This is a genomic window from Kribbella sp. NPDC051936 (assembly GCF_040680955.1).
Lineage (GTDB): Bacteria > Actinomycetota > Actinomycetes > Propionibacteriales > Kribbellaceae > Kribbella.
Genome location: NZ_JBFAXS010000010.1, coordinates 295,180 through 317,956, shown reverse-complemented (window position 1 = coordinate 317,956; position 22,777 = coordinate 295,180). Strand labels below are relative to the sequence as shown.

Genomic DNA, 22,777 nt, shown 5'->3' with positions numbered 1-22,777 from the left:
GGCATCACGTCGTCGGCTCCGGGTGGAACCCGGCGGCGGTGTCGACCAGATCCTCGTCGGTGAAACGCTCGTGATCGATCGTCACTTCCGCCGCGACGCCGGGCTCGATGAAGTAGAACACCTCGTCGCCGGCGAGGAGACCGTCGTACCCACCGACCTTGACCGGGACGAGCTGCCAGTCGCCCGGCTCCTTCTCCTCGTACTCGACGAGGAAGTCCTTCACGGCTTCGAGGTCGGTCAGCCGCTCGCCGCGGAGGGTCTTCACGGTCAGGTCGACCTTGAACGCGCCCTCCGGATCCGGTCCGGTCTCCCAGACCCGGCTGTGGAACGACACGTCGTCCCACTCGTACTCGAAGTCGCTCGGCGTGCCGAGGCCGTCGGGGAGGTTCTCGATCACGAAGCCGTCCAAGGTGCCAGCCCTTTGCTCGGTCGATGGATGAGTTGCTGTGTGCGTCGACGAAGGCGCGAACCCGGTGGCCGAGGCGGGGGCGGTCGTCGAGAGCGCGAGCGCGGCCAGGACGACCGCGCTCCCGGTCACGATACGACGGGCGGACGGCACGGCTCGGGAACGAAGCGATGAACGCGACATGGCTGCCTCCTGGAATCGGCGGCGCCTCGCCTGCTGCGAGACGCCGTTCGTGACCAAGAAGATGCAGCGATCGCACCGCGTCCGGACGGGCGAATCCGGATCTGTGGACAAACCCGGCGTCAGTACCCGATCAGGCGATGCAGCCGGTGGAACGTCTGCCGGAACCCGAGCCGCGGCCACGTCCGCGACGACAACAGGTTCGTCACCCGCCAGTCCGTCACGACCGACGTGTACCCGGTCTCCGCCGACCACTGCAGTACGGCCTCGCCGAGCGCGCGCCCGGCCCCGAGCCCGCGCGCCGCGGGCAGGACGGCCGCGAATCCGAGGAAGCCGGCGTTGTCGGGCTTCGCCAGACCGTTGTGCGAACTCGACTTGTCCAGCGAACATCCGACCGACGAGCCGATGACCTCACCGTTGTACGAGGCAACGAAGGTCGCGTAGTCCTGGTCGTCGATCGACTCCTCCCAGTCCGCCACCGCCTCCTCCAGCGTCGGCATCTCGCCGGACGAGAACACCGGCGACAGGCCCTGATGACGCGGCAGCGCGAGGTCGAGCTCCGCGAGTACCGGGATGTCCGCGCGGACGGCACGCCGTACGGTGAGATCCGGCGGCGGTGCGAGGGGAGACTCGGGGACTGGGCGCACAGCGTGCGCATGCTGGGAACCGAACGCCAGCCGGAACCACGCGTCGATCAGCTCGGCGTCGTCGGGCACCAGGACGTAGTGCGCGGTGCGGCCGTCGTCGACCCACTGGGCAGCGGCGGCGCCGTACAGGTCGCGGATGTGTTCCGGCTCACGGACGGCGTGACCGGCGGCCTCCACCCAGATGTTCGGGCCCCAGACCGGTGAGTGCTTCGGTGCGGCGAGCAGGTAGCCGGTCAGTTCGCCGTGCTCGACCATGACGGCGCCTGACGCGCCCTCGCTCTCCCATGCGGCCGTCACTTCGACGAGCGCCAGCTGTTCGTCCTCGTAGTCGGCGGGAAGCAGCGGGTGACGCTTGCGATGCTCCTGATGCCGCTCGGCGAGCAAGCCCGCCGCCGCCGGCAGATCAGCCTCCTCGAACGGGCGGATGACGTGTTGGGACATACTCGGACGGTACGCCGGGACGTGCCCGACAGACACGGGTTTTCGCCGGTCCGGAGCCGCGCCGGGGGCCGATTTGGTTGCTCGGCCCAGATCCTCTAAACTAAAGACACAACGACGCGGGGTGGAGCAGCTCGGTAGCTCGCTGGGCTCATAACCCAGAGGTCGCAGGTTCAAATCCTGCCCCCGCTACGGAAGAAGGCCCGGACCATCAGGTCCGGGCCTTCGCTTTGTCCTTTGGGGCTTGACCAGCAGTCTTCCTCTGTCAGCGGCCTACCCACGATGCTGTCGCCGGCTGGTTCGGCGGGTTGTCGTCGGGTGCTCGATCAGGCTCAATCATGTGATCCGTACCCCGATCCGTACCCAGCGCCGATGTGGGATGGAGCTGCTCGAGGCGATGGGTGCGGCATTCGGGGTTGCTGTCGCGGAACCAGATCTGGCACCCGATATCGCAATGGTTCTGGGCGGCCTGCGAAACCTCCGTGCAGAGGACGTCAGAATTCTTCGCGAGATGCGCGACCGGCCGGTCTTTCAGCAGCAGACTGAGGACGAGCATGAGACTCTCGAAACGGACCGCCTCCAGACTCATCGTTGATCGCTCGAACCCTGCACCGCCACCAGCACCAACCAGCCCCTGACCTGCGGAGACGCGGTCAGGGGCTGTTTCCGTTGTGGTCAGGCGAGGGCCTTGGCCTTGAGGGACTCGTACTCCTCTTGCGTGATCGTGCCGGAGTCGAGCAGTTCCTTGGCGCTGGCAATCTCGTCGGTCGGGCTCTTCGACTTGGACGTGCTGGCAACCTGCTGGATGTACTTCTCCTGCTCGGCCTGCATCTGTGCAGCCGCCGTCCGCTGCCGCTCGGTCATGCTCCGGCCCCGAGCGATGAGGTAGATCAGTGCCCCCAGCCACGGCACGAGGATCAGCAGGATCGCCCAGCCGGCCTTGGCCCAACCGCTGAGCGAGCGGTCGCCGAACAGGTCCCACAGGCACCGGAACCACACCATCAGTGCGGCGATCCAGATGAAGAACCAGAAGCTCCACAGGAGAACTTCCCCGAAGTCATTCGTTATCGCATCCACGGCCTTTTCCTCCCAGTGATGAGCACTCGCGCCGCCCGGCTCACCCAGGTCGGGGCCTCACCTGCGCATCCGACAGGCGTTTACGGTTCGCATTGCAGCAGGTCCGGAGCGTCAGTTCCTCACCCGCTGGGGGTGAACTCCGCACTCAGGGCGCGGGACAACTCGGGGGTCAGGTCTTGTACGGCGTACTTCCACTGGAAGGGGCCCGCATCGAGGTGCGAGATCCAGGCCATGCCCACCGGGACGACACCGAGTGCGATCGCGGCGTCCGCTCGGAGATCCGTACCCAAACGCGTTGAGCAGCTCGGGACCGATCGGGACACCTGAGACGGATCAGTCGACGCCTCCGGCGTCCGCGGTGGGATGCCTGGACTGCTGAAGCGGCGTGAGACGGGGGCAGGCCTACTCATAACCCAGAGGTCGCAGGTTCAAATCCTGCCCCCGCTACGGAAGAAGGCCCGGACCGTCAGGTCCGGGCCTTCGCGCCGCACTCGCAGCCAGGCCTCGGCACCGTGGAGGTTTCTAAGGGAGCTCTAAAGCTCGCTGAAAGTGCGGCTGAGGGCGGGGCGGTTGTGTGTCGTCCAGGGCGCCGGGGACTGTCCGGCGCGGGACGAAAGGGATCAGGATGATGAAACGTGCACATCTGCTCGTGGCGACGGTGACCGTTGCGGCGCTGGCCACGACCGGTATGGCGCCGGCGGCGATGGCGGACCCGAAACCCGGCGCGGCGAAGTCGGGTGCCGCGGTCAAGTCGGACGGGAGAGCGAAGCCGGCCAAGAACACCGACATCGCCAAGATCGCGGCGCAGCTCGGGGTGACGGCCGATCGGCTCGAAGCCGCGCTCGTCGCGGCCAAGATGTCGCTGGGTGGCTCGACCAAGGTCACGCTGGATGCGTTCGCCGCGGCGGTCGCGGCGAACCTGAGGTTGCCGGTCGCGCGGGTCAAGGCCGCCGTGGCGCCGTTGTTCCTGAACCCCGGGCGCCCGCGTCCGGGAGACAAGCACGGCGAGCACAAGAAGGCGGGCGAGCACACGAAGGACGGCAAGGACAAGAAGGGCGGCAAGCACAAGAAGGACGATCCGCGCACCTCGCCGTTCGCGAGTGACGCCGCGGCCGCCCGGTTGGCGGCAGCACTCGGCATCAGTCGAGCGCAGGCGAAGACCACCCTGGTTGCTCTGGTATCGGCGCCCGGCGGGATCGTTCCGACCTCCAAGTCCTTCCGCGACCTGGCCGCCTCGCTCGGGGTCAGCGCCGAGCAGTTGAACTCCGCGTTGGGGGATCTGAAGAAGTCGCTGGACAACGGCTGACAGTCGGCGTCGCTCAGCTCATGAAATCTTCATGATTGACGGCGAGGATGGACGACCATGCGGATACTTGTCGTGGACGACGACCCGGCCGTGCGGCGGTCGTTGGAGCATGCGTTGGGCCGGGACGGTTACGACGTCGCGTCGGTCGCCGATGGGACGTCTGCCCTCGCCGAGCACGGCGTGTTCCGCCCGGACGCAGTGGTGCTCGATGTCCTGATGCCCGAGCCGAACGGGCTCGAGGTCTGCCGGACGCTGCGTTCGGGCGGGTACGACACGCCGATCCTGATGCTCACGGCCCGGGACCTGGTCACCGACCGGGTCGCCGGGCTCGACGCGGGGGCGGACGACTACCTGGCCAAGCCGTTCGCATTGGAGGAGCTGCGGGCCCGGCTTCGAGCACTGCTGCGGCGCAGCGGCGCCAGAGCCGAGGTGCTGCACTTCACCGACGTCGACCTGGACCTGAGCGGCCGCCAGGCCACCCGCGCGGGCCGGCGCCTGGAGCTCACCAAGACGGAGCTGTCCCTGCTCGAGTTGTTCTTGCGCAATCCCCGCCGGGTGCTGAGCCGGACCCAGATCTTCGAGTCCGTGTGGGGCTACGACTTCGGGCCGGAGTCGAATGCGCTCTGGGTCTACATCAGCTACCTGCGAAGCAAACTTGAGGCAGACGGCGGCAGCAGATTGATCCAGACGGTGCGCGGCCTGGGGTATGTCCTGCGCGAGGAGCCGTGAACCTGCGTACCCGGCTGGCCATCGCCGGAGGCTCCATCGTCGTAGCCGCACTGGTACTCGTCTCGGTGGTTCTGTACCCATCCGTGGAACACGGCCTCCGCGGCCAGATCGACAGCTCGCTCGTGACGGCGGCCGGCCAGGCGCCGGACGTCGCGAAAGCCATCAAGGAGAAGTTCCGGGGTACGTCGAACGAGGGGGCCTTTCCGGCCGTCCCGCTGGGAATCGGGAGCACCCAGCTGCAGATCGTGCCGGACCCGGTCACGGCCGGGCCGTCGGCCCAATTCGTCGACCTCACAGACCGCGACGTCGCCGTCGCCAACGGAACCGCCGCTGCGTACTTCCGCAACGCGGTCTACAACGACGTCGCCTACCGCATCTACACCGCCAGATTCCCAGGCGCATCCGGCGCGCTGGTGCGCACAGCGATACCGCAGTCGGATCCTGCCCCCACTCTGCGCCGACTCGCCTGGCTGCTCGCGGCGTCCACCGTGGCCGCCGGACTCCTGGCCGCTGTTGCCGCACGTCTCGCTGCTCGTCGCGTCCTCCGGCCTGTCCGGCGGCTGACCGAGACCGTCGAGCTGATTCGCACGACCGGCGATCTGGCGATCCCGATCCCGGCCGACGGTCAGGACGAGATCGGGCGGCTCGGCTCCGCGTTCGCCGGGATGACCGCTGCGCTGGACGAGTCCGTCGGCGCCCAGCGCCGCCTGGTGGCCGATGCCTCGCACGAACTGCGTACACCACTGACGAGCTTGACCGTGAACCTCGAACTGCTGGCCGAAGACCTGTACGACGAACAGGCCCCGCAACTCGCCGCTGAAGCGCTCGACCAGGCGAGCGGACTCAGAACGCTGATCAACGACCTGGTCGATCTGGCGCGCTACGGCCAGCCCGCTTTCCATACCGAAGATGTCCGCCTGGACCTGGTCGCCGAGCGCGTTGCGGCGCGCGCGACGCGGCGGGCGGCGCAGATCGAGTTCGAGCTGACCTGCGCGCCCACCCTTGTCCATGGAGACCCTGATGCCTTGGAACGCGCCGTCGCGAACCTGGTGGACAACGCTGTGAAGTGGAGCCCGTCCGGTGGCCAGGTGCGGATCAGCGTCAAGGAGGGCACTCTCGACGTCGCGGACACCGGTCCGGGCATCCCCGACAGTGACCTCGAGTTCGTCTTCGACCGCTTCTATCGGTCACCAGCTGCCCGCGCGCATCCCGGGTCCGGGCTGGGCCTGGCCATCGTCCGGCAGGTCGCCGAGGCTCATGGCGGTACAGCTGAAGTCGTACCGCGCAGCAGCGGCGCGCTGCTGCGCCTGAAACTGCCGGTGAGTAGTAGGACCTGCCAGCCAGACCTACCCTGAGGTCAGGGGTGGTAGCCATGAGGGAAGCCTGGGAGATTCTGACCGTAGGCCCCGACGATGCGGACCGAGCGGTCCTGCTCCTGCCGGGTGGAGCCAACGCTGCCCGCTCGTTCGACCTGGTGATGGCTGATCAGGCGCTGTCCGGGGTTCGCCTGGTGGCGACCACCATGCCAGGTATGGCAGGGGCCCCGCTGACCGGCGACGTGTCCGTGCCGGCACTGGCCCGTACGGCGGGAACGCTGGCCAAGGAACAAAGGTGCGACGTGCTGGTGGGCTTCTCGCACGGCGCCACCGTTGCTCTGGAGATGCTCCTGGCCGGTCACTTCCACGGCCCGGTCGTCCTGCTCGGCATCAGCTTGACGACCGAGGACGAGGCCAGGTTCTTCCGCGCCGTCGTCCGGGCATCGCAGCGGGTAGGGAGCTGGCCGATGGCCGTCCTGCTCCGGCTGCTGCCGCTGGTGGCGAGGTTTGCCAAGATCCCTGAGCCGCACAAGCGGGATCTCATCGAGGATCTCAAGCAGAACAGGGCCGGCGATTCGGTCCGGGTGAGCGGCCCGTACCTCGACTACATCGCCGCCGACCGTGACTACGCCGCCCAGTTGGCCGCGTCGGGCAGCGCGGTGTGGGTCGTCCACGCGGAGAAGGGCGATGGTGGGCTCACCGGCGCCGAGCGCGCCACCCTCGATGCGGCGGCCGACGTGACGCTGGTGACCATCCCTGGCGCGGTGTTCCTGCTGCCGGACGAGGCGCCGGAACAGACGGCGGCAGTGATCGCCACCGCCCTCTCGACGGTGACCTGACTTACTTGACGGCGAGTTCGCCGAGCTCTGACCAGTCGTCCTGGGGGAGTTTGAAGTTGACGATGCGGGGCGTCTCCACCAGGTGCGGCGGGAGGTGCTCCTGGGCCGCCTTGAAGTGGTCCGAGGTGACGTGGTGGGTGGCGGCCTCGTCGTCGGCGAAGGCCTCGACCAGGACGTACTCGTTCGCGTCGTCGACGGAGCGGGACCAGTCGAACCACAGGCAGCCGGGCTCGGCGCGGGTCGCCGCCGTGAAGTCGGCGGCGATCGACGGCCAGTCGGCGGCGTGCTCGGGCTTCACACGGAACTTCGCGGTGATGAAGATCATGGGGACCAACTTATCGGCCGCGGCCGCCGGCGACGGTCGCAATCTGAGATCAGCGGAGGGTGAATCCTGTGCCCAGCGGGTCGCGCGGGTCCAGGCTGAACGTCGCCGTGCCGGTCCGGTAGGCCGCCCCGGCCACCTCGGTGACGACACCGTCCGGCGTCTGCGCGACGACGCGGCCGAGGAACGTCGTCCCGACGATCGAGTCGTGGCGAAGCGTCTGCCCCGGTCCGAGACGACCTTCGTCGTACAGCAGGGCCAGGCGTGCCGACGTACCGGAGCCGCAGGGGGAGCGGTCCGCCTCGCCGTCGGCGAAGACGGCCAGGTTGCGCTGGTGCGGGCCGTCCTCGAGGTCGCCGAGATCGTCGTACAGGATCGTGCCGTACAGACCGCTGAGGCGCGGATCCGTCGGGTGTACGGCGACCGGGTCGAGCGCCCACTTGATCGCGCGGCCGATCGCGATCAGGTCGGCGTACGACGACGGCGCGACGGACAGGCCGACCGACGACGCGGGGACCGACGCGTAGAAGGCGCCGCCGTAGCTGATGTCCGCCAGCACCTCCCCGCGGGAGGTCGACACCGGCACGTCACGCCGCAGGACGTACGACGGAACGTTGCGGAAGGCAACGCCGGAGTCGCTGACGTGGGCCGTCACCCGTCCGGACGGTACGTCGATGACGACATCACCCGGCTGGACCAGACCGGTATCGACGGCCCAGGTCGCCAGCGCGATCGTCCCGTGCCCGCAGGCCGTCGAGTAGCCGTCCTTGTGCCAGAACACCACTCCGAAGTCGGCGCCGTCGTCGTCACCCGGAACGACGAACCCGCCGTACATGTCGGCATGGCCGCGCGGCTCGTTCACCAGCAGCTGCCGTACGGCGTCGATCGCCTCGGACGACTGCGCCGTGACCCGGCGGTCGGCGACGGAGTCGCCCGGGATCTCGACCGACGTCACGATCCGGAACGGCTCACCGGCCGTGTGATAGTCCACAACGCTGACCTCGTCCACGCACCAACCCTAAACATGACGAAACCGCTGCTTCCCCAGGCGTTGGGGTAGCAGCGGTTCGAGCGACCTGACAGGGGTCAGGCGGCTTGCGGTACGCGGTTGCGGGCGGCCCAGACGGCGCGGCGCAGTTTGGCCTTGTCGGGGTAGCCGGCCTCGCAACCGATCACGTACACATCGTGGCTGCGCATGTTGACCATGCCTGCCACGTACCAGACCGGGCTGCCCTCGGCCAGCATGGTGACGATCATGGTCCGGATGTCGGTGGTGATGTTCATTCTGACCCTCTCCTTTGGTCGCTCTCACTGATACGTCGAACCAAAGGCGCCGGATTCGACACCGGCAGAAAAGAAAAACGAAGCGCCCCGGTCGATGACCGGGGCGCTTGTCCGTGTGGGTCCCGGGGGGAGTGGGACCACCACACGTTGGGGGGGACCTCGACGGTAACCCCACCAAGGGGTCACGCCTGGTCGTTCCGTGCCACATCCGTCGCCGAACGGCAGCAGACCTGCGTTCAGCGGTTGTTGTGCCGCCGATACAGCGAAGTGGCCAGCACGAAGGAGAACAGGAGTAGACCACAACACCAGGCAAGTGCGGTCCATCCGTTGTTCGCCATCGGCGTCCCGATCAGCAGGCTCCGGACGGTCTCGATCACCGGCGTGATCGGCTGGTGCTCGCTCACCGGCCGCAACCACGACGGCATCGACTCCGGCCGGACGAACGCGCTGCTCAGGTAGGGCAGGAACAGCATGAAGAAGCTGAGCGTGCTGGCCGACTCGACGGACCTGGCGATCACGCCGAGCGCCGCCGCCAGCCAGGACAACGCGACGACGTACAGCAACAGCAGCCCGATCGCGGCCAGCCAGTCCAGCACGCCGCCGACGGGGCGGAACCCCATCGCCAGCGAGGCCAGGACGACGATCGCGGTCGAGGTGGCGTTGCGCGCGACGCTCGCGACGACATGACCGGTCAGCACGGCGAAGCTGTGGATGGGCAGCGACCGCAGCCGGTCGATCATCCCGTTGTGCATGTCGTCGGCGACCACCATCGCGGTCGACGCGGCGCCGTACCCGGTGGTGAGCAGCAGGATCCCCGGGACGACGTAGTTCACGTACTCCGTGCCGGTGTTGATCGCGCCGCCGAACACGTAGACGAACAGCGCCATCATCAGCAACGGCAGCAGCAGCGACACGAACAGCGTGTCGACGTTGCGCCGTGCCAGCCGCACGCTGCGGTCGATCATGGTCACCGCGTCCGAGCAGGCGGCGACGACTCCTTGGTGTGACATCGGCAAACCCCTCAGGCGGTCAGTGCGAGGAACACGTCGTCGAGCGTGGGCCGGTGGGACGACACCCGCTCCGGCTCCAACCCGTTGTCGCGCAGTACGTCGAGCACGTGGTGCAGATGCGCCGCCGTACCGTCCGACGGGATGTTCAGCATCAGCTGGTCGGCCACGCCTTCCAGTACGCCGGCGGCTTTCACGACCTGCACCTCGTCGGCGAACCACACCGAGATCCGCTCGCCGCCGATCTGCGTCTTCAGCGCGTCCGCAGTACCGCCGGCGACGATGCGGCCGTGGTCGAGCAGCACGATCCGGTCGGCGAGCCGGTCGGCCTCCTCCAGGTACTGCGTGGTGAGCAGGATCGTCGTGCCGTCGTGGACCAGCTCGACGATCGCGTCCCACATCGCCGAGCGGCTGGCCGGATCGAGTCCGGTCGTCGGCTCGTCCAGGAAGATCACCCGCGGCCGCGCGATCAGGCTCATCGCCAGGTCGAGCTTGCGCCGCATGCCGCCGGAGTACGTCTTCACGCGCCGGTCCATCGCGTCGGTCAGGCCGAACTGGTCGAGCAGCTCGGCCGTCCGCCGCTGCGCGGTCCGCCGGCCGAGGTGCATCAGCCGGCCGACCATCACCAGGTTCTCCCGGCCGGTCTGGTTCTCGTCGACCGCGGCGTACTGCCCGGTCAGGCTGATCACGCCGCGCACGCGGGCCGGCTCGCGCAGTACGTCGTACCCCGCGATCGTCGCCGTACCGGAATCCGGGCGGGTCAGCGTGGTCAGGATCCGCACCGTGGTGGTCTTGCCGGCGCCGTTCGGGCCCAGCAGGGCGAGCACCGACCCCTCCGCGACGCTCAGATCCACCCCGGTCAGCACGTCGGTCGCGCCGTACGACTTCCGCAGGCCGGTCGCCTCGACGATCATGGTCCCCTCCTTACTGCGTATTAGATACGCTAAATAGCGTAGCAGGTACGCAGTATCGGTTGGCAAGCCCTAAACTGACCCGGTGGACAACGATGAGTTGCCGGCCGACGTCGCGCTGATGTGGCGGCTCCGGGAGACGCCGCGGCGCGGGCCGAAGCCCTCGCTGACGCTCGACGACATCGTCACGGCGGCGATCGCGCTCGCGGACGCCGAAGGTCTGGCGGCGCTCTCGATGGCGCGGGTCGCGGAGCGGCTCGGCAATTCGACGATGGCGCTGTACCGGCACGTGAAGAGCAAGGACGACCTGCTCGTGATGATGTCCGACGCCGCCCTCGAGCGTCCGGAACCGATGCCCGAGGGGATCGACTGGCGGACCGGGCTGACGTTCTGGGCGGACGGTGTGCTGTCCGCGATCCGCCGGCACTCCTGGTACGCGAAGGTGCCGATCTCCGGCCCGCCGGCCGGTCCGAACAACCTCGCCTGGTTCGACTCCGCGCTCGGCGTGCTGAAGGACACCGGTCTGCCGGAGGAGGCCAAGGTCGGCGTGGTGATGGGTCTCATCACCTACGTGCAGGGAGAGATCCGGATGGCCTTCGACCTGGCGGCCGGCTACGCGGAGAACCCGGACGCCTTCCAGCGGTTCGGCTCGACGCTGCGGCGGGTCGCGGATCCGCGGGTGTACCCGGCGGTGGCGCGCACCGTCGAGGCCGGGGTGTTCGACGAGGTCGGGAGCTTCGAGGAGGACAACGAAGCCGACTTCGACTTCGGGTTGCAGCTCTACCTGGACGGCGTCGCCGCGTTCATCGACCGGGTCGGATGATCGCGTCGGCCGCTGGTGCGGTCGCGGCGATCAGCTGGGCGTTGCGTTCGTCCGAGCCGAATGTCCGCTCGTGCGCTTCCTCGGCAGATCGGCCGAAGGCGCGGTGCCTGGCCTCGAGTCGCGCGTGGCGGAGCTCCTCGGGTACCTCGACGTACCAGCACTCGTCGAGCAGGCGGCTTACGGCCGACCAGGGCGGCTCGTCGAGCAGCAGGTAGTTGCCCTCGGTCAGGACCAGCGTGACCTCGGGCGCGATCCCGATGCTCGCGGCGATCGAGTCCTCGATGCCACGGTCGAAACGCGGCGCCCAGATCTGCTCGTCCGGTGACTCCTTGAGCCGCCGCAACAGGGCGACGAAGCCGAAGCCGTCGAAGGTGTGCGGTGCGCCTTTGACGTCCGCGAGCCCGAGGTCTTCCAGCACCGACTGCGCGAGGTGGTAGCCGTCCATCGGGACGAGCGCGACCCGGTGACCGTCGGCCGTCAGCTTCGCGGCGAGCTGCTCGGCGTACGTCGACTTGCCCGCCGCCGGCGCCCCGGTGATCCCCAGCAGCTGCCGCCGCCCCCGCGTCGCCAACGCGACGGCACGGTCGTAGGCAGCGGCTGCGTCCAAGGTCTGCACCCGAAGGATCCTAGGCGAGGCACCCCTGTGCGCGGATCAGGATCTCGTCGCCCGCCTGGGCGTGGTAGTTCGCGAACGCTTCCGTCGAGGTGATGTCGACGGCGTGCGGGTGGGTCGCCGGGGTGTTGGGGGGAGAACCGCAGCCGGGTCTCGTGCGGACCGCGGAACAGGCACCCGGTCGCCTCGCGGCGAGCCGCACGGTCGGACGCCACACGGTCGACCAGGTGAGGTCACGAAGCTCCAGGCCATCACAATCGGCCGAAGCCTCGGCCGCGCCGCGGGTGACGGTCGGACGCGCCGCGATTGTGATGGCGTGGGGATCCGTGTCCGGCACTCTGAGTGGCCCAGGTCCGAGGCCCGCTTCTAGTCCTCCGGCGGGGCCTCGGCGCCTTCGCGCTCGTCGCGCTCGGCCCACTCCATCAAGGTGTCGAGCGAGTAGACGTCGTCGTCGATCGTGGCGTGCAGGTCGCCGAGCTCGGCGTACCGCTGCGGGACCGTCCGGATCGTGAAGTCCTTCGGGTTCACGTCGTCGATCTCGTCCCAGCGGATCGGGGTCGAGACCGTGCCTTCGGGGTTGCCGCGGACCGAGTACGCCGAGGCGATCGTGTGGTCGCGGGCGTTCTGGTTGTAGTCGACGAACAGCTTCTTCGGGTCGCGGTCCTTGCGCCACCACGTGGTCGTCACGTCGTCCGGCGCCCGCCGCTCGACTTCTCGCGCGAACGCGAGCGCGGCCCGCCGTACGTCGGAGAAGCCGTACGCCGGCTCGACGCGGACGTAGATGTGGATGCCGCTGCCGCCGGACGTCTTCGGGTAGCCGACCGCGCCGAGCTCGTCGAGTACTTCGTGGACGGTGTGCGCGACCCGGCGGACCCGGTCGAACGGGCAGTCGGGCATCGGGTCGAGATCGATGCGCCACTCGTCCGGCTTCTCGGTGTCGGCGCGCCGCGAGTTCCACGGGTGGAACTCGACCGTCGACATCTGCACGGCCCAGGCGACGTGGGCGATCTCGGTCACGCACAGCTCGTCGGCGGTCCGGTTGTACCGCGGGAACGTGACCCGGACCGTCTCCATCCACGGCGGCGCACCGTGCGGCAGCCGCTTCTGGTGCACCTTCTCGCCCGACACCCCCTCCGGGAACCGGTGCAGCATGCACGGCCGCTCCCGCAGCGCGTTGACGATCCCGTCCCCGACCGACAGGTAGTACTTCACCAGGTCGAGCTTGGTCTCGCCGTGCGCCGGGAAGTACACCCGGTCCGGGTTGGACACCCGGACCGTCCGTTCCCCGACCTCCAGCTCGATCGCCGGAGACTTGCCCTTGGACTCGGCCATGACGTCAACCTTAGAGGGCCCGGGACAATCGGCATCAGGTCAGGCGGGTGAGCCACTTGCGGGTGTCGGGGATCCGGCCGTACTGCAGGTCGAGCAGCGTGCTGCGGATCTTGGTGGTGACCGGCCCGACGCCGTGGTTCACCGAGTGGTCGCCGATGGTCAGGTCGCCGTCGGGCCAGGCGACGCGGCCGATCGGGGTGATGACCGCGGCGGTGCCGGAGGCGAAGACCTCGGTGATCTCGCCGCTGCGGACGCCGTCGCGCCACTCGTCGGCGGCGATCCGGCGCTCCTCGACGGGGTGGCCGAGATCGGCGGCGAGCTCGAGGACCGAGGCGCGGGTGACGCCTTCGAGGATCGAGCCGGACAGCTCCGGGGTCGCGATGTGGCCGTCGGCATAGACGAAGAACATGTTCATGCTGCCCATCTCTTCGAGCCACTTGTGCTCGACCGCCTCGACGAACGCGACCTGATCGCAGCCGTTTGCCATCGCTTCGGCCTGTCCGGCCAGGCTGGCGGCGTAGTTGCCGCCGCACTTGGCCGCGCCGGTCCCGCCCGGGGTGGCGCGGACGGTCGAGGTCGTGAGCCAGATGGAGACCGGCTTGGGGCCGGTGTCGAAGTACGGGCCGGCGGGGGAGGCGATGACGCCGAACAGCACCTCGTGCGCGGGCCGGACGCTGAGGACGGCCTCGGTGGCGATCATGTACGGCCGGAGATACAGACTGGTCTCGCCGTCGTCGGCGGACGGTACCCAGGCCTCGTCGACGGTCACCAGTGCGCGCAGGGCCGCGATGAACTCGTCCTCCGGCACCTGCGGCAGCGCCAGCCGCTCCGCGCTCGCGGTGAACCGCCTGGCGTTTCGGTCCGGGCGGAACGCCCACACCGAGCCGTCCGCGTGCCGGTACGCCTTGAGGCCCTCGAAGATCTCCTGCGAGTAGTGGAAGACAGCAGCCGCCGGGCTGAGCGACAGCGGTGCGTACGCCGTGACCTTCGCGTCGTGCCAGCCGCGGTCCAGCGACCAGTTGGCCACGACCATGTGGTCGGTGAACGACTGTCCGAACGCCGGGTTGGCCAGGACGGCCGCCCGAGCCTCCGCACTGGCCGGATCGGGGCGCAGCTCGACCGCGAAGTCCCACGCGTCTGTCATTACCGTTGTCCGCTGTTCACCTGTCACTCGCCGCACGCTACTCCCGCTGTCACCTCTGGCTCGAACCGATGCCCACACTTCGGCCACTCCGGTGCACTGGCCGCGCCAGCAGCCGTCGTAGCTCGGCCGCACCGGGCTCTGCCTGTACGACGCGCAGCACCCGGTCGGCGGCGTCGTACACCAAGGTGTCGTGCCACTCGTCGGGCAGCTCGACCAGGACGCGGAGCGCCGTGGCCAGGCCTGCGGCGACCTCGCCGGCGACGACAAGGCACTCGGCCAGGCTCAGGTCGAGACGTGCGCGCTCACCGATCCAGCTCTCCGGACAGAGCTCTCTGGCGCGCTCGAGCAGGACGCAGCCCGCCACGCCATACCCCAGCGCGGTGCAGACGCGTCCTTCGGCCCAATGCAACTCGTACGGCTGTGCTTGTGGTGTTGCGCGCAGGACCTCGTCACCGGCGCCGATGAGCTCCTGGAGCGCTTGCTGGGCCTCGTGAGTCCGGCCGAGCTCGGCGAGCACCAGGGCTCGCGCTGTCAGTGGCGCGCAGCCGGCCGCGCCCGGTGCTTGTCGATCAAGCGCGACCGACTCGTCCGCGAGCTGCAGCAACTCCGTCAACGGACGCCGCTCGGCCAGGCCGATGATCGCCTCCCTGGCGCGCGCCACTGCCGGTAGCGGGCCGTCGCCGAGGCTGTCCGCAGTCGCACGGGCAGCCCACCACCACCGCCTCGCGGTGCTTCGCTCGTCCAGCCTGGTCAGCGTCTCGGCGATCAGCATTCCCAGCTCGGCTGCCTCCGCCTGGGCGGCGCCGCGGAGTTGCCGCACCAGGTCAGGGAGCAGCGAAGCCGGTGGCACGCTGCGATGATCGCCGGGCCTCGGGCCGCCGGCGCCGAGCGTCGCGGCCAGTCCGCGCCAGGCAGTCTCCAACGGGTCGGCCTCCGGCCGGAGCTGAGCCGCGCGGGCGGGCTTTCGCTCGAAGGTGGAGGACAGCCGGGCGCCGGTGCCGAGCTCCTGGTCGCAGAGTCGCGCCAGGTCCGCAGAGCCCGGCCGCTGCCCGCGCTCCACCTGTGACAGGTAGCTGTGGTCGTAGCCGACACGTGCTGCCAGTTGGCGCAGGCTCAGCCCGGCCGCCTGCCTGCACTGCCGCAGCAGCGGACCGAACGATGTCTCGATCGATGTCTCGGTGGATGTCTCGGTGGATGTCTCGGTCACAGGATCACCCCGTTCGCGCTTCGAGCTCATGTGGTGCGTGCCGGAGAAGTTACAAGCCCTCGCCGACAAAAACCGTGGAAAACAAGGGCATGTGGGCTGTGGGCTGTTCCCACAGCCCACAGCCCACACCTGTTGTGTGCACTGCGTTCTGGGCGAACCTGGGCAGGTGAACACGCTGCAGCGACAGGCTCGCCTCTTCCGTCTGGTCCGCCCCGCCGCCCCTGGCCCCCGGATGGTCGCGGAAGGCGCGGAGTGGTCCGATGGTGCGGTCGCGCTCAGGTGGCTCGGCCGCTGGTCGAGCACCTCGACCTGGGACGGCATCGAGTCCCTGCTGGCGGTTCACGCCGACGACGGCGACACCTGTCTGCACTGGCTCGACCCGCCGCCGGTCCGTCCCGCCGCACCGCCTCCCGAGGCGCCGGAGCGGGCGGTCTGGCTGCCTGCGCCGGCTCCTGACGGTCGCTGTTCGCGGTGCGGCCGTCCGTGGCCCTGTCTGGACTGCGGCCCGTGAGACATCGTGTCCGCACTTACTTGACGCGGTTTAGTGTGAGGTGGTTTGGGTTGGGTCGTTGAGGGGTGATGCGGGTGGCGGACGGTGCAGTGGTGGATCCGCTGGACGAACTGGACGCTCAGGTCGCTCGGTTGCGGCTGGTGGCCGACGAGTTGCGGGAGGCTCGTGGGAAGCCGGTGCTGGACGGGAACCAGGTCGAGCTGATCGAGGACGGGTTGACGCTGCTCCGGGCCTACGAGGAGATGCAGTGCAGTTGCCGGGTCCAGGTCCGGGCGCTGGACCGCCCGCCGTACTCGGCGCCGCCCGCGGCGCAGCAGAAGCTCGAGCTGGACCGGCTGGCCGACGGCCTGGTGTACCGGGCGATCTACGGGTTCGAGGTGTTCGAGTCCGACGAGGTGATGGCGCTGCTGCCGGAGCTGCGGGCCGCCGGTGAGGTCAGCCGGGTGCTGCCGCAGATGCCGATGAAGATGGTGCTCGGCGACGACAACATGGCACTGGTGGCGCTGACGAAGCGGGCGCCCGCGGAGTCGCACCTGCTGATCAGGTCGTCGGGTCTGCTCGACGGTCTGATCGCGATGTTCGAGATGTTGTGGGGCCTGGCCGTCCCGATGCCGGAGCTGGAGGCCAACGGTGACGTCACGGAGCTGCGGGCCCCGGACCGGGACATCCTGATGCTGCTGGCCGGTGGAGCCACCGACGACATGATCAGCCGGCGGTTGCGGATCAGCCCCCGGACGACCCAGCGCCGGGTCCGCGCGCTGATGGATGCTCTCGGCGCGCAGACCCGGTTCCAGGCGGGCGTTCAGGCCGCCCGCCGGCGCTGGATCTGAAGCAGCTGGACCTAGTTGATCGTCACCACCGTCCCGGCCCGGTTCGGGAACTCGACGAAGCCGGTGGAGCGCCTGTCGGTCGGCAGGCCGGACCACGAGGCCGTCACCTGGAACGGCTTGAACGCGGCCGGTGCCACCGGAGGCGTCACCTTGAGCGAGCTGCCGGACGAGGCGGTCACGACGTTCGTCTGCATGGTGTACTCCGTCGTGCTCGCGCCCGGCGGGTTGGACAGGGTGATCGCGAGCACGCCCCACACGCCCGGCGTCGGTGCAGGCACACTGGCGGACGCCTGGTTGGAGCCGTCACCGACGAACGACAGCAGCTGCATCTGGCCGTTAACGACCTTGTAGAGGACCAGCCAGATGCTGCCGGCCGGATCCACGGTCTTGATGTTCCACTGCACCGCCTTGGTCTGTGAGGTCGCAGTCACCGGGTAGTCGGGCAGATCAGCGTCCGCGGCACCGGCCGGTACCGCACCGGGCACCAGCGGAGCCGACACGACGCCGTACGAGCGGATCGGTACGCCGGCCTTGCCGACGGTGGCGGTGAACGACGCGGAGCCGGACGCGCCGGAGCCGGACACAGCGGTCGGAGCGAGGACGGACGTCGGTACGACGACGATCGGGCTCCGGACGGTCTTGCCTGCGCCCTGCCAGGTCAGCCAGCCGTTGGCCGAGGTACCGGAGTCGCCGCTGTCCAGGGTGAGCTTCACCGTGAACGTCTTGGTCTCGCCGGCCTTGGTGAAGTTCAGGATCGACGGCGTCACCACAGCCTTCATTCCCGGCACGGACACGGTCGCGTGGTACAGACCCGGGGTCACAGCGGTCACCCGGCGGGTGATGGTCTGCGTACCCAGCAGCTGGCCGACCGCGATCGACGGGGCGTTGTAGTTGCTCGGGTTGATGGCAGGTACGCCGGTGCCGGTCTTGACACCAGTGCCTTCCAAGTAGCCGAGCCAGTCCGTGTCACCCGAGTCGTAGACGAGGCCCGGGTCCAGCATCTTCGACGGCTGTACCTCACCGGCGCCGGCGTCGAACGGGTTGGTGTTGACAGCGCCGGTCGAGGTCAGCACGTTTCCAGCGGTCGTCATCAGCGCGGACTTGACCGCCATGGGCGACCAGTCCGGGTGCTTCGACAGGTAGAGCGCTGCCAGACCCGCCACGTGCGGGGCGGCCATCGACGTACCCGAGAGGAACGCGTAGCTCTGTCCGCCGTTGGTGGGCGGCGCTACCGCGGCCAGCACGTTCACGCCCGGTGCGGCCAGGTCAGGCTTCAACAGGTTGCCGTTGCTCTGCAGTGAAGGACCACGCGACGAGAAGTCGGCCATCTGCGGGTACGGCGTCGTCGTGCTGGTCTGGTTGCCAGGGACGAGCTCAGCGGTGGCGCCGGCCTGCGTGGCGTACGACCTCACCGACAGCGCCCCGGGGGTGTTGAGGTGCACAGTCGGTACGACGTGGGAGTCGCCGACGACGTCCTGGTCGAACAGGTTGAGCAGCACCATTCCGACGCCACCGGCGCGCTGCACCTCGGCTGACTTGTCCACGCGGGCGCTGATACCGCGGTCGCAGGCGACGATCTTGCCGGCGGTCTTGGCCGGGTCGAGGGTGTTCGCCAGACAGATCAGTGCGTCCGCGTCGCTCACACCGTCCTTCTTGACCGCAACTCCGCTGACGAACGGCTTGCTGCCGGTCGGCGACGAGACGGTCGTGCTGACGCCGGAGTACTTCTGGCCGTTGCCCAGCACGACAGTCCCGTTCCACGGGGCGACGGTGGTGGCTCCGACCGTGGTCACCCACGGAGACGTGTTGTCGAGGGTCGACGCGTCCGGACCGGAGTTGCCGCCGGCCGCGGAGACGAAGACGCCGGCCGATGCGGCGGACAGGAACGCCAGCTGGATCGGGTCGGTGGCAGGGGACTCGATCGTCGAACCGACCGAGTAGTTGATGACGTCCACGCCGTCCGCGACCGCCTGGTCGATGGCGGCGACGATGTCGGACGTGAAACCGCCCGTGTCCTGTGCGGTCTTGCCGGACCAGAGCGCCTTGTACACAGCGATCTTGGCGGCGGGGGCGACGCCGGTGACGGTGCCGAGGTCACGGCCGCCCAGTTGGACGTCCACGTCGGCGCGGCCGGCCGCGGTGGTCGCGGTGTGCGTCCCGTGGCCCTCACCGTCGCGCGGCGACACGTAGTCGGCGCGGCGCTCCGGCGGAACCAGGCTGAGCCAGCCCTCACCGAAGTACTTCGCGCTGATCAGCTTGGTGTTGCACAGGTCGGCGGTGAAGTCGTCGCCGGTCTCGCAGCTGCCGGTGAAGGTGCCTCCGTCGGCCTTCTCCATCACGGTCGTCGAGCCGGACAGGTACGGGCGGTACGGGTCGGTGCTGGTCGGCGCCTCGGTGCCGAGCTTGGGGCCGGACAGGGACGCGCTCTCCGGCCAGATGCCGGTGTCGACCACGCCGACGACGACCCCCTGGCCCGCGGTCGCCTTGCCGCCGAGCTTGTTCCAGACGCCGGTCTGGCCGGACAGCTTGAGGAAGTCGGTCGGGTTGCGGTCATCCAGGGCGACGTGCAGCTGGTCGGGGACAACGGACACCACACCGGCGGTCTTGGTGAGCTGGTTGACCTGCTTCGAGGTCAGCGAGGCGGCGAAGCCGTTCAGCGTGGTCGAGTAGTTCTGGTCCACCTTCGCGCCGACCGCGGCCGCGACCTGCGCGTGCTTGCCGGTCAGGTAGGCGCGGTACGCCTTTCCGCTGGTGCTGTTGACCTCGACCTTGCGACCGGCTGCCGGCTTGGTGGCCTTCAGCCCGGTCACGCCGCCTTGGTACGTCGCCAGCGGCTTGTCGGCCAGCGTCACGACGTACCGCCCGGGCGCGAAGGTGAAACGGCTGGCGGCCGGCGCGTCCGTTCCGGGCGTCGCGGAGCCTGGTGGAGCCACCAAGGCGGTGGTGATCAGCGCGGCGCCTGCAAGCAGAGCGGCGCGCCGACGCAGGTTGGGATGGTTCACGTGATGCCTCCACGGCATGTAGTCCTGGCCGTGGCTGTAGCCCCGGCCGCCCGCCCCCGAGCTCGGACGCCGAAGAGCCTGCCAATCGACAGCCCCGACCACACGGTTTTGGCTTCAACTAGCCGCTGGCGAAAACCTGCCAGTCAGCGCACCGCGGTTGCCAGCAGGTACTGCGCCTTCAGCCGCACCTCACCGGTCGACGTCGTCCAGTTCTCGTCGAGCATGGTCAGGACGCGGGTGCGTACGTCGTCCAGCCGACCGGCCTTCTCGAGAACCGGGAGGGTCTCGATGCCGAGGGGATGGGTGGCGATCCGGGTTTCCCAGTACTCGGCGGGGGACGAGGTCACCACGTCGAGCTCGAGTGTCCTGCTGGAGACGGTGAAGCCGTGGGGTGCGAGCAGGTCGGACAGGGCGTTCGGGTCGTGCCAGTTGAACGGCGTGCCCATGTCGACGCTGCCGGTGACCTCGCGGAGCGCGGCGATGACGACGCCGACGAGCTTGCTGAGGACGCCGGGTTGCCAGCTGGTCAGGAGGATCCGGCCCGTCGGCCTCGCGACCCGGGCGAGCTCGGCCACCGCGGCGGCCGGGTCCGGCGCGAAGATGACCGCGAAGTTGGACAGGATCGCGTCGGCCGACGCATCGGGCATCGGGATCGAGGCGGCCGTGCCGTCGACGACGGTCAGGTCGCGGTCGAGCGCGGTTTCGGCGATCACCTCGCGGAGGCGGGCGGCCGGTTCGACCGCGGTCACGCGGGCGCCGAGGCCGGCCGCGAGCAGGGCGACGTTGCCGGTGCCCGCGCCGACGTCGACCACGTGCTCGCCGGGCTGGATCCGTGCTGCCGTGACCAGCTCCCGGGCCGCGGGCAACAGGTCCGCGGCGGTCGGTTCGTAGCTGCCCTTGCCCCAGTCGAAGTCGCTCACCCCGTCACCCTAGGCCGGTTCCCGACACCGTCGGGTATCCGCCTCCGCGACGCATTGACCCACGATTATGGAACGTCTCTACTAAATGGCTATGCGATGGCTTGCCGTGGTTCTGGGAGTCCTGCTGGCCGGCATCACGATCCCGGCGCAGGCCGCCAACATTTTGTCGAACCCGGGCTTCGAGTCCGGTTCCCTGGGCGGCTGGAACTGCTCGGGTGGTTCAGTCGTGAGTACTCCGGTCCGCAGCGGCGGCTATGCGCTGAACGGTGCCGTCACGAGCTCGGACTACGCGCAGTGCAGCCAGACCGTGGCGGTGCAGCCCAACACGGCGTACACGCTGTCGGCCTGGGTGCGGGGCTCGTACGTGTACCTGGGTGTGACGGGCGGCTCGTCCACTTGGACGCCGTCCGCCGCCAGCTTCACCCAGCTGAGCCTATCGTTCACGACTGGTGCGAGTCAGACGTCCGCGCAGATCTACGTGCACGGCTGGTACGGCCAGCCGGCGTACCAGGCCGACGACTTCGCCCTGGACGGTCCGGGCGGTACGCCGGGTGCGCCGAGCACCCCCGGTACGCCGGCCGTCACCAACTCGACCACCTCGTCCGTCTCGCTGAGCTGGTCGGCTGCCACGGGCACTGTCACCGGCTACCGCGTCTACGAAGGCGCGTCAGTCGTGCAGACCGTCACAGGAACCACAGCCACCGTCAGCGGACTCCAGACATGCAGCAGTCACTCGTACGCGGTAACGGCGTACAACAGCGCTGGCGAGTCGGCCAAGTCAGCAGCTGTGACTGGCAGGACGGCCGGCTGTACGAGCACCGGTCTGGCGAAGCACGCGCTCATCGGCTACCTGCATGCGAGCTTCGCCAACGGGTCCGGGTACGTGCGGATGGCTGATGTGCCGGAGGAGTGGGACATCATCAATCTGGCGTTCGGCGAGCCGACGTCGGTGACCTCTGGTGACGTCAGGTTCAACAGGTGTCCGGTCGGGGAGTGCCCGAACGTGGAGAGCGACGCGGACTTCGCGGCAGCCATCAAGGCCAAGCAGGCCGCCGGGAAGAAGGTCCTGATCTCCATCGGCGGTGCGAACGGGCAGGTCCAGCTGACCACCGCCGCGGCCCGCGACGCGTTCGTCAGCTCGGTCAGCGCGATCATCGACCGCTGGGGCCTGGACGGGCTCGACATCGACTTCGAAGGGCACTCGCTCTATCTGAACGCCGGTGACACCGACTTCCGCAACCCGACCACTCCGGTGATCGTGAACCTGATCTCGGCGCTGAAGACGCTGAAGGCGAAGTACGGCGCGGGCTTCGTGCTGACGATGGCCCCGGAGACGTTCTTCGTCCAGGTCGGCTACCAGTTCTACGGCGGCTCCAGCGGCGGCGACAACCGGACCGGATCGTACCTGCCCGTCATCCACGCGCTGCGGGACTCGCTGACCGTGCTGCACGTCCAGGACTACAACTCCGGTCCCGTGATGGGGCTGGACAACCAGTACCACACAATGGGCGGTGCCGACTCGAGCGGTGCCGACTTCCACATCGCGATGACCGACATGGTCAAGGCGGGCTTCCCGGTGGCGAACACCGGCCAGACGTTCCCCGGGCTGCGCGACGACCAGATCGGTTTCGGGCTCCCGGCAGCGGTCAGCGCGGGCAACGGCTACACCGCCCCGGCAGCCGTGCACACGGCGCTCGACTGCTTGGTGAAGGGCCAGAACTGCGGCGGCTACAGCCTCCGCGGCGGTCCTTCGCCAGGGTTCCGCGGGCTGATGACGTGGTCGATCAACTGGGACCACTACTACAACTGGGAGTTCCGGAACAGCCACGCGCCGTACCTCGACGCTCTCCCGTAGGCCGCCCCTCGCGCCCGGTTCGCGAATCAGCCCCTCGCGAACCGGGCACGGGCCTGTGGATTACCGATCCCGGTTTGT

24 protein-coding genes and 1 tRNA gene are annotated in these 22,777 nt (G+C 69.0%); 9 read left to right on the top strand and 16 right to left on the bottom strand.

Annotation, left to right across the window (positions count from 1 at the left end):
* Nucleotides 1-4: 4 nt before the first annotated feature.
* A complete protein-coding gene (locus AB0L64_RS34260; RefSeq protein ID WP_363717034.1) occupies nt 5-538 on the bottom strand; it encodes a hypothetical protein in 534 nt (177 codons plus the stop codon).
* Between the two features lie 170 nt (nt 539-708).
* Nucleotides 709-1,674: a GNAT family N-acetyltransferase gene (locus tag AB0L64_RS34255; protein WP_363717032.1), complete on the bottom strand. Its 966-nt coding sequence runs from the start codon at nt 1,672-1,674 to the stop codon at nt 709-711.
* Between the two features lie 115 nt (nt 1,675-1,789).
* Here AB0L64_RS34255 and AB0L64_RS34250 point away from each other — a divergent pair.
* Nucleotides 1,790-1,863, top strand: a tRNA-Met gene (locus AB0L64_RS34250).
* 73 nt (nt 1,864-1,936) lie between these two features.
* Here the strand turns inward: AB0L64_RS34250 and AB0L64_RS34245 are convergent.
* The 3 genes from AB0L64_RS34245 to AB0L64_RS34235 form a co-directional block, all read right to left on the bottom strand.
* A complete protein-coding gene (locus AB0L64_RS34245; protein ID WP_363717030.1) occupies nt 1,937-2,260 on the bottom strand; it encodes a hypothetical protein in 324 nt (107 codons plus the stop codon).
* Nucleotides 2,261-2,346: 86 nt separating this feature from the next.
* Nucleotides 2,347-2,748 (bottom strand): SHOCT domain-containing protein, encoded by a 402-nt coding sequence (locus AB0L64_RS34240; RefSeq protein WP_363717028.1) that lies wholly within the window; start codon nt 2,746-2,748, stop codon nt 2,347-2,349.
* A gap of 119 nt (nt 2,749-2,867) precedes the next feature.
* Entirely contained in the window at nt 2,868-3,038 is a 171-nt protein-coding gene (locus tag AB0L64_RS34235) for a hypothetical protein (RefSeq protein WP_363717026.1), read from the bottom strand.
* A gap of 335 nt (nt 3,039-3,373) precedes the next feature.
* Here AB0L64_RS34235 and AB0L64_RS34230 point away from each other — a divergent pair, with 335 nt between their 5' ends.
* Genes AB0L64_RS34230 through AB0L64_RS34215 form a run of 4 tightly spaced genes read left to right on the top strand, consistent with a single transcriptional unit; the run spans nt 3,374 to nt 6,938 of the window.
* Complete coding sequence (locus AB0L64_RS34230; protein ID WP_363717024.1) at nt 3,374-4,054, top strand: hypothetical protein; 681 nt, start codon at nt 3,374-3,376, stop codon at nt 4,052-4,054.
* A 57-nt stretch (nt 4,055-4,111) separates the two neighbouring features.
* Nucleotides 4,112-4,783, top strand: coding sequence for a response regulator transcription factor (locus AB0L64_RS34225; RefSeq protein ID WP_359925632.1), 672 nt, complete (start codon nt 4,112-4,114; stop codon nt 4,781-4,783).
* On the top strand, nt 4,780-6,138 hold the full coding sequence (locus AB0L64_RS34220) for a HAMP domain-containing sensor histidine kinase (protein ID WP_363717021.1): 1,359 nt from the start codon (nt 4,780-4,782) through the stop codon (nt 6,136-6,138). The genes AB0L64_RS34225 and AB0L64_RS34220 overlap by 4 nt, the downstream gene beginning before the upstream one ends.
* A gap of 17 nt (nt 6,139-6,155) precedes the next feature.
* Entirely contained in the window at nt 6,156-6,938 is a 783-nt protein-coding gene (locus tag AB0L64_RS34215; protein ID WP_363717019.1) for an alpha/beta hydrolase, read from the top strand.
* A gap of 1 nt (nt 6,939) precedes the next feature.
* Here AB0L64_RS34215 and AB0L64_RS34210 read toward each other — a convergent pair whose 3' ends face one another.
* The 5 genes from AB0L64_RS34210 to AB0L64_RS34190 form a co-directional block, all read right to left on the bottom strand.
* Nucleotides 6,940-7,263, bottom strand: a complete 324-nt coding sequence (locus tag AB0L64_RS34210) for a putative quinol monooxygenase (RefSeq protein ID WP_363717017.1) — start codon at nt 7,261-7,263, stop codon at nt 6,940-6,942.
* A 49-nt stretch (nt 7,264-7,312) separates the two neighbouring features.
* Nucleotides 7,313-8,269, bottom strand: coding sequence for a proline racemase family protein (locus AB0L64_RS34205; protein WP_363717015.1), 957 nt, complete (start codon nt 8,267-8,269; stop codon nt 7,313-7,315).
* A 77-nt stretch (nt 8,270-8,346) separates the two neighbouring features.
* Nucleotides 8,347-8,544, bottom strand: a complete 198-nt coding sequence (locus AB0L64_RS34200) for a hypothetical protein (RefSeq protein WP_355698571.1) — start codon at nt 8,542-8,544, stop codon at nt 8,347-8,349.
* A gap of 236 nt (nt 8,545-8,780) precedes the next feature.
* Nucleotides 8,781-9,554 carry an ABC transporter permease gene (locus AB0L64_RS34195; protein WP_363717012.1) on the bottom strand — a complete coding sequence of 258 codons (774 nt, stop codon included), beginning with the start codon at nt 9,552-9,554 and terminating at the stop codon, nt 8,781-8,783.
* Between the two features lie 11 nt (nt 9,555-9,565).
* Nucleotides 9,566-10,465, bottom strand: a complete 900-nt coding sequence (locus AB0L64_RS34190; RefSeq protein WP_363717010.1) for an ATP-binding cassette domain-containing protein — start codon at nt 10,463-10,465, stop codon at nt 9,566-9,568.
* Nucleotides 10,466-10,547: 82 nt separating this feature from the next.
* Between AB0L64_RS34190 and AB0L64_RS34185 the strand changes: the two genes are divergently transcribed.
* The gene (locus AB0L64_RS34185) at nt 10,548-11,285 is read left to right on the top strand and encodes a TetR/AcrR family transcriptional regulator (RefSeq protein ID WP_363717008.1); all 738 of its coding nucleotides are present in this window, start codon (nt 10,548-10,550) and stop codon (nt 11,283-11,285) included.
* On the opposite strand, the gene AB0L64_RS34180 is transcribed toward AB0L64_RS34185, so the two are convergent.
* The 4 genes from AB0L64_RS34180 to AB0L64_RS34165 form a co-directional block, all read right to left on the bottom strand.
* Nucleotides 11,266-11,901: a nucleoside/nucleotide kinase family protein gene (locus tag AB0L64_RS34180; RefSeq protein ID WP_363717006.1), complete on the bottom strand. Its 636-nt coding sequence runs from the start codon at nt 11,899-11,901 to the stop codon at nt 11,266-11,268. The genes AB0L64_RS34185 and AB0L64_RS34180 overlap by 20 nt on opposite strands.
* Nucleotides 11,902-12,264: 363 nt before the next feature.
* Entirely contained in the window at nt 12,265-13,230 is a 966-nt protein-coding gene (gene ligD / locus AB0L64_RS34175) for a non-homologous end-joining DNA ligase (protein WP_363717003.1), read from the bottom strand.
* A 34-nt stretch (nt 13,231-13,264) separates the two neighbouring features.
* Nucleotides 13,265-14,374: a branched-chain amino acid aminotransferase gene (locus tag AB0L64_RS34170; protein WP_363717000.1), complete on the bottom strand. Its 1,110-nt coding sequence runs from the start codon at nt 14,372-14,374 to the stop codon at nt 13,265-13,267.
* 49 nt (nt 14,375-14,423) lie between these two features.
* Complete coding sequence (locus AB0L64_RS34165) at nt 14,424-15,581, bottom strand: helix-turn-helix transcriptional regulator (RefSeq protein ID WP_363716998.1); 1,158 nt, start codon at nt 15,579-15,581, stop codon at nt 14,424-14,426.
* Between the two features lie 166 nt (nt 15,582-15,747).
* On the opposite strand from AB0L64_RS34165, the gene AB0L64_RS34160 reads away from it, so the two are divergent.
* Nucleotides 15,748-16,092, top strand: a complete 345-nt coding sequence (locus AB0L64_RS34160) for a hypothetical protein (RefSeq protein ID WP_355698589.1) — start codon at nt 15,748-15,750, stop codon at nt 16,090-16,092.
* 74 nt (nt 16,093-16,166) lie between these two features.
* Complete coding sequence (locus AB0L64_RS34155) at nt 16,167-16,922, top strand: hypothetical protein (RefSeq protein ID WP_363716995.1); 756 nt, start codon at nt 16,167-16,169, stop codon at nt 16,920-16,922.
* Nucleotides 16,923-16,933: 11 nt separating this feature from the next.
* On the opposite strand, the gene AB0L64_RS34150 is transcribed toward AB0L64_RS34155, so the two are convergent.
* Both AB0L64_RS34150 and AB0L64_RS34145 read right to left on the bottom strand, forming a co-directional pair.
* The gene (locus tag AB0L64_RS34150) at nt 16,934-19,924 is read right to left on the bottom strand and encodes a S8 family peptidase (RefSeq protein ID WP_363716993.1); all 2,991 of its coding nucleotides are present in this window, start codon (nt 19,922-19,924) and stop codon (nt 16,934-16,936) included.
* 143 nt (nt 19,925-20,067) lie between these two features.
* Nucleotides 20,068-20,844: a class I SAM-dependent methyltransferase gene (locus AB0L64_RS34145; RefSeq protein WP_363716991.1), complete on the bottom strand. Its 777-nt coding sequence runs from the start codon at nt 20,842-20,844 to the stop codon at nt 20,068-20,070.
* Nucleotides 20,845-20,935: 91 nt separating this feature from the next.
* Between AB0L64_RS34145 and AB0L64_RS34140 the strand changes: the two genes are divergently transcribed.
* Nucleotides 20,936-22,699 (top strand): glycoside hydrolase family 18 protein, encoded by a 1,764-nt coding sequence (locus AB0L64_RS34140; protein ID WP_363716989.1) that lies wholly within the window; start codon nt 20,936-20,938, stop codon nt 22,697-22,699.
* Nucleotides 22,700-22,777: the final 78 nt, after the last annotated feature.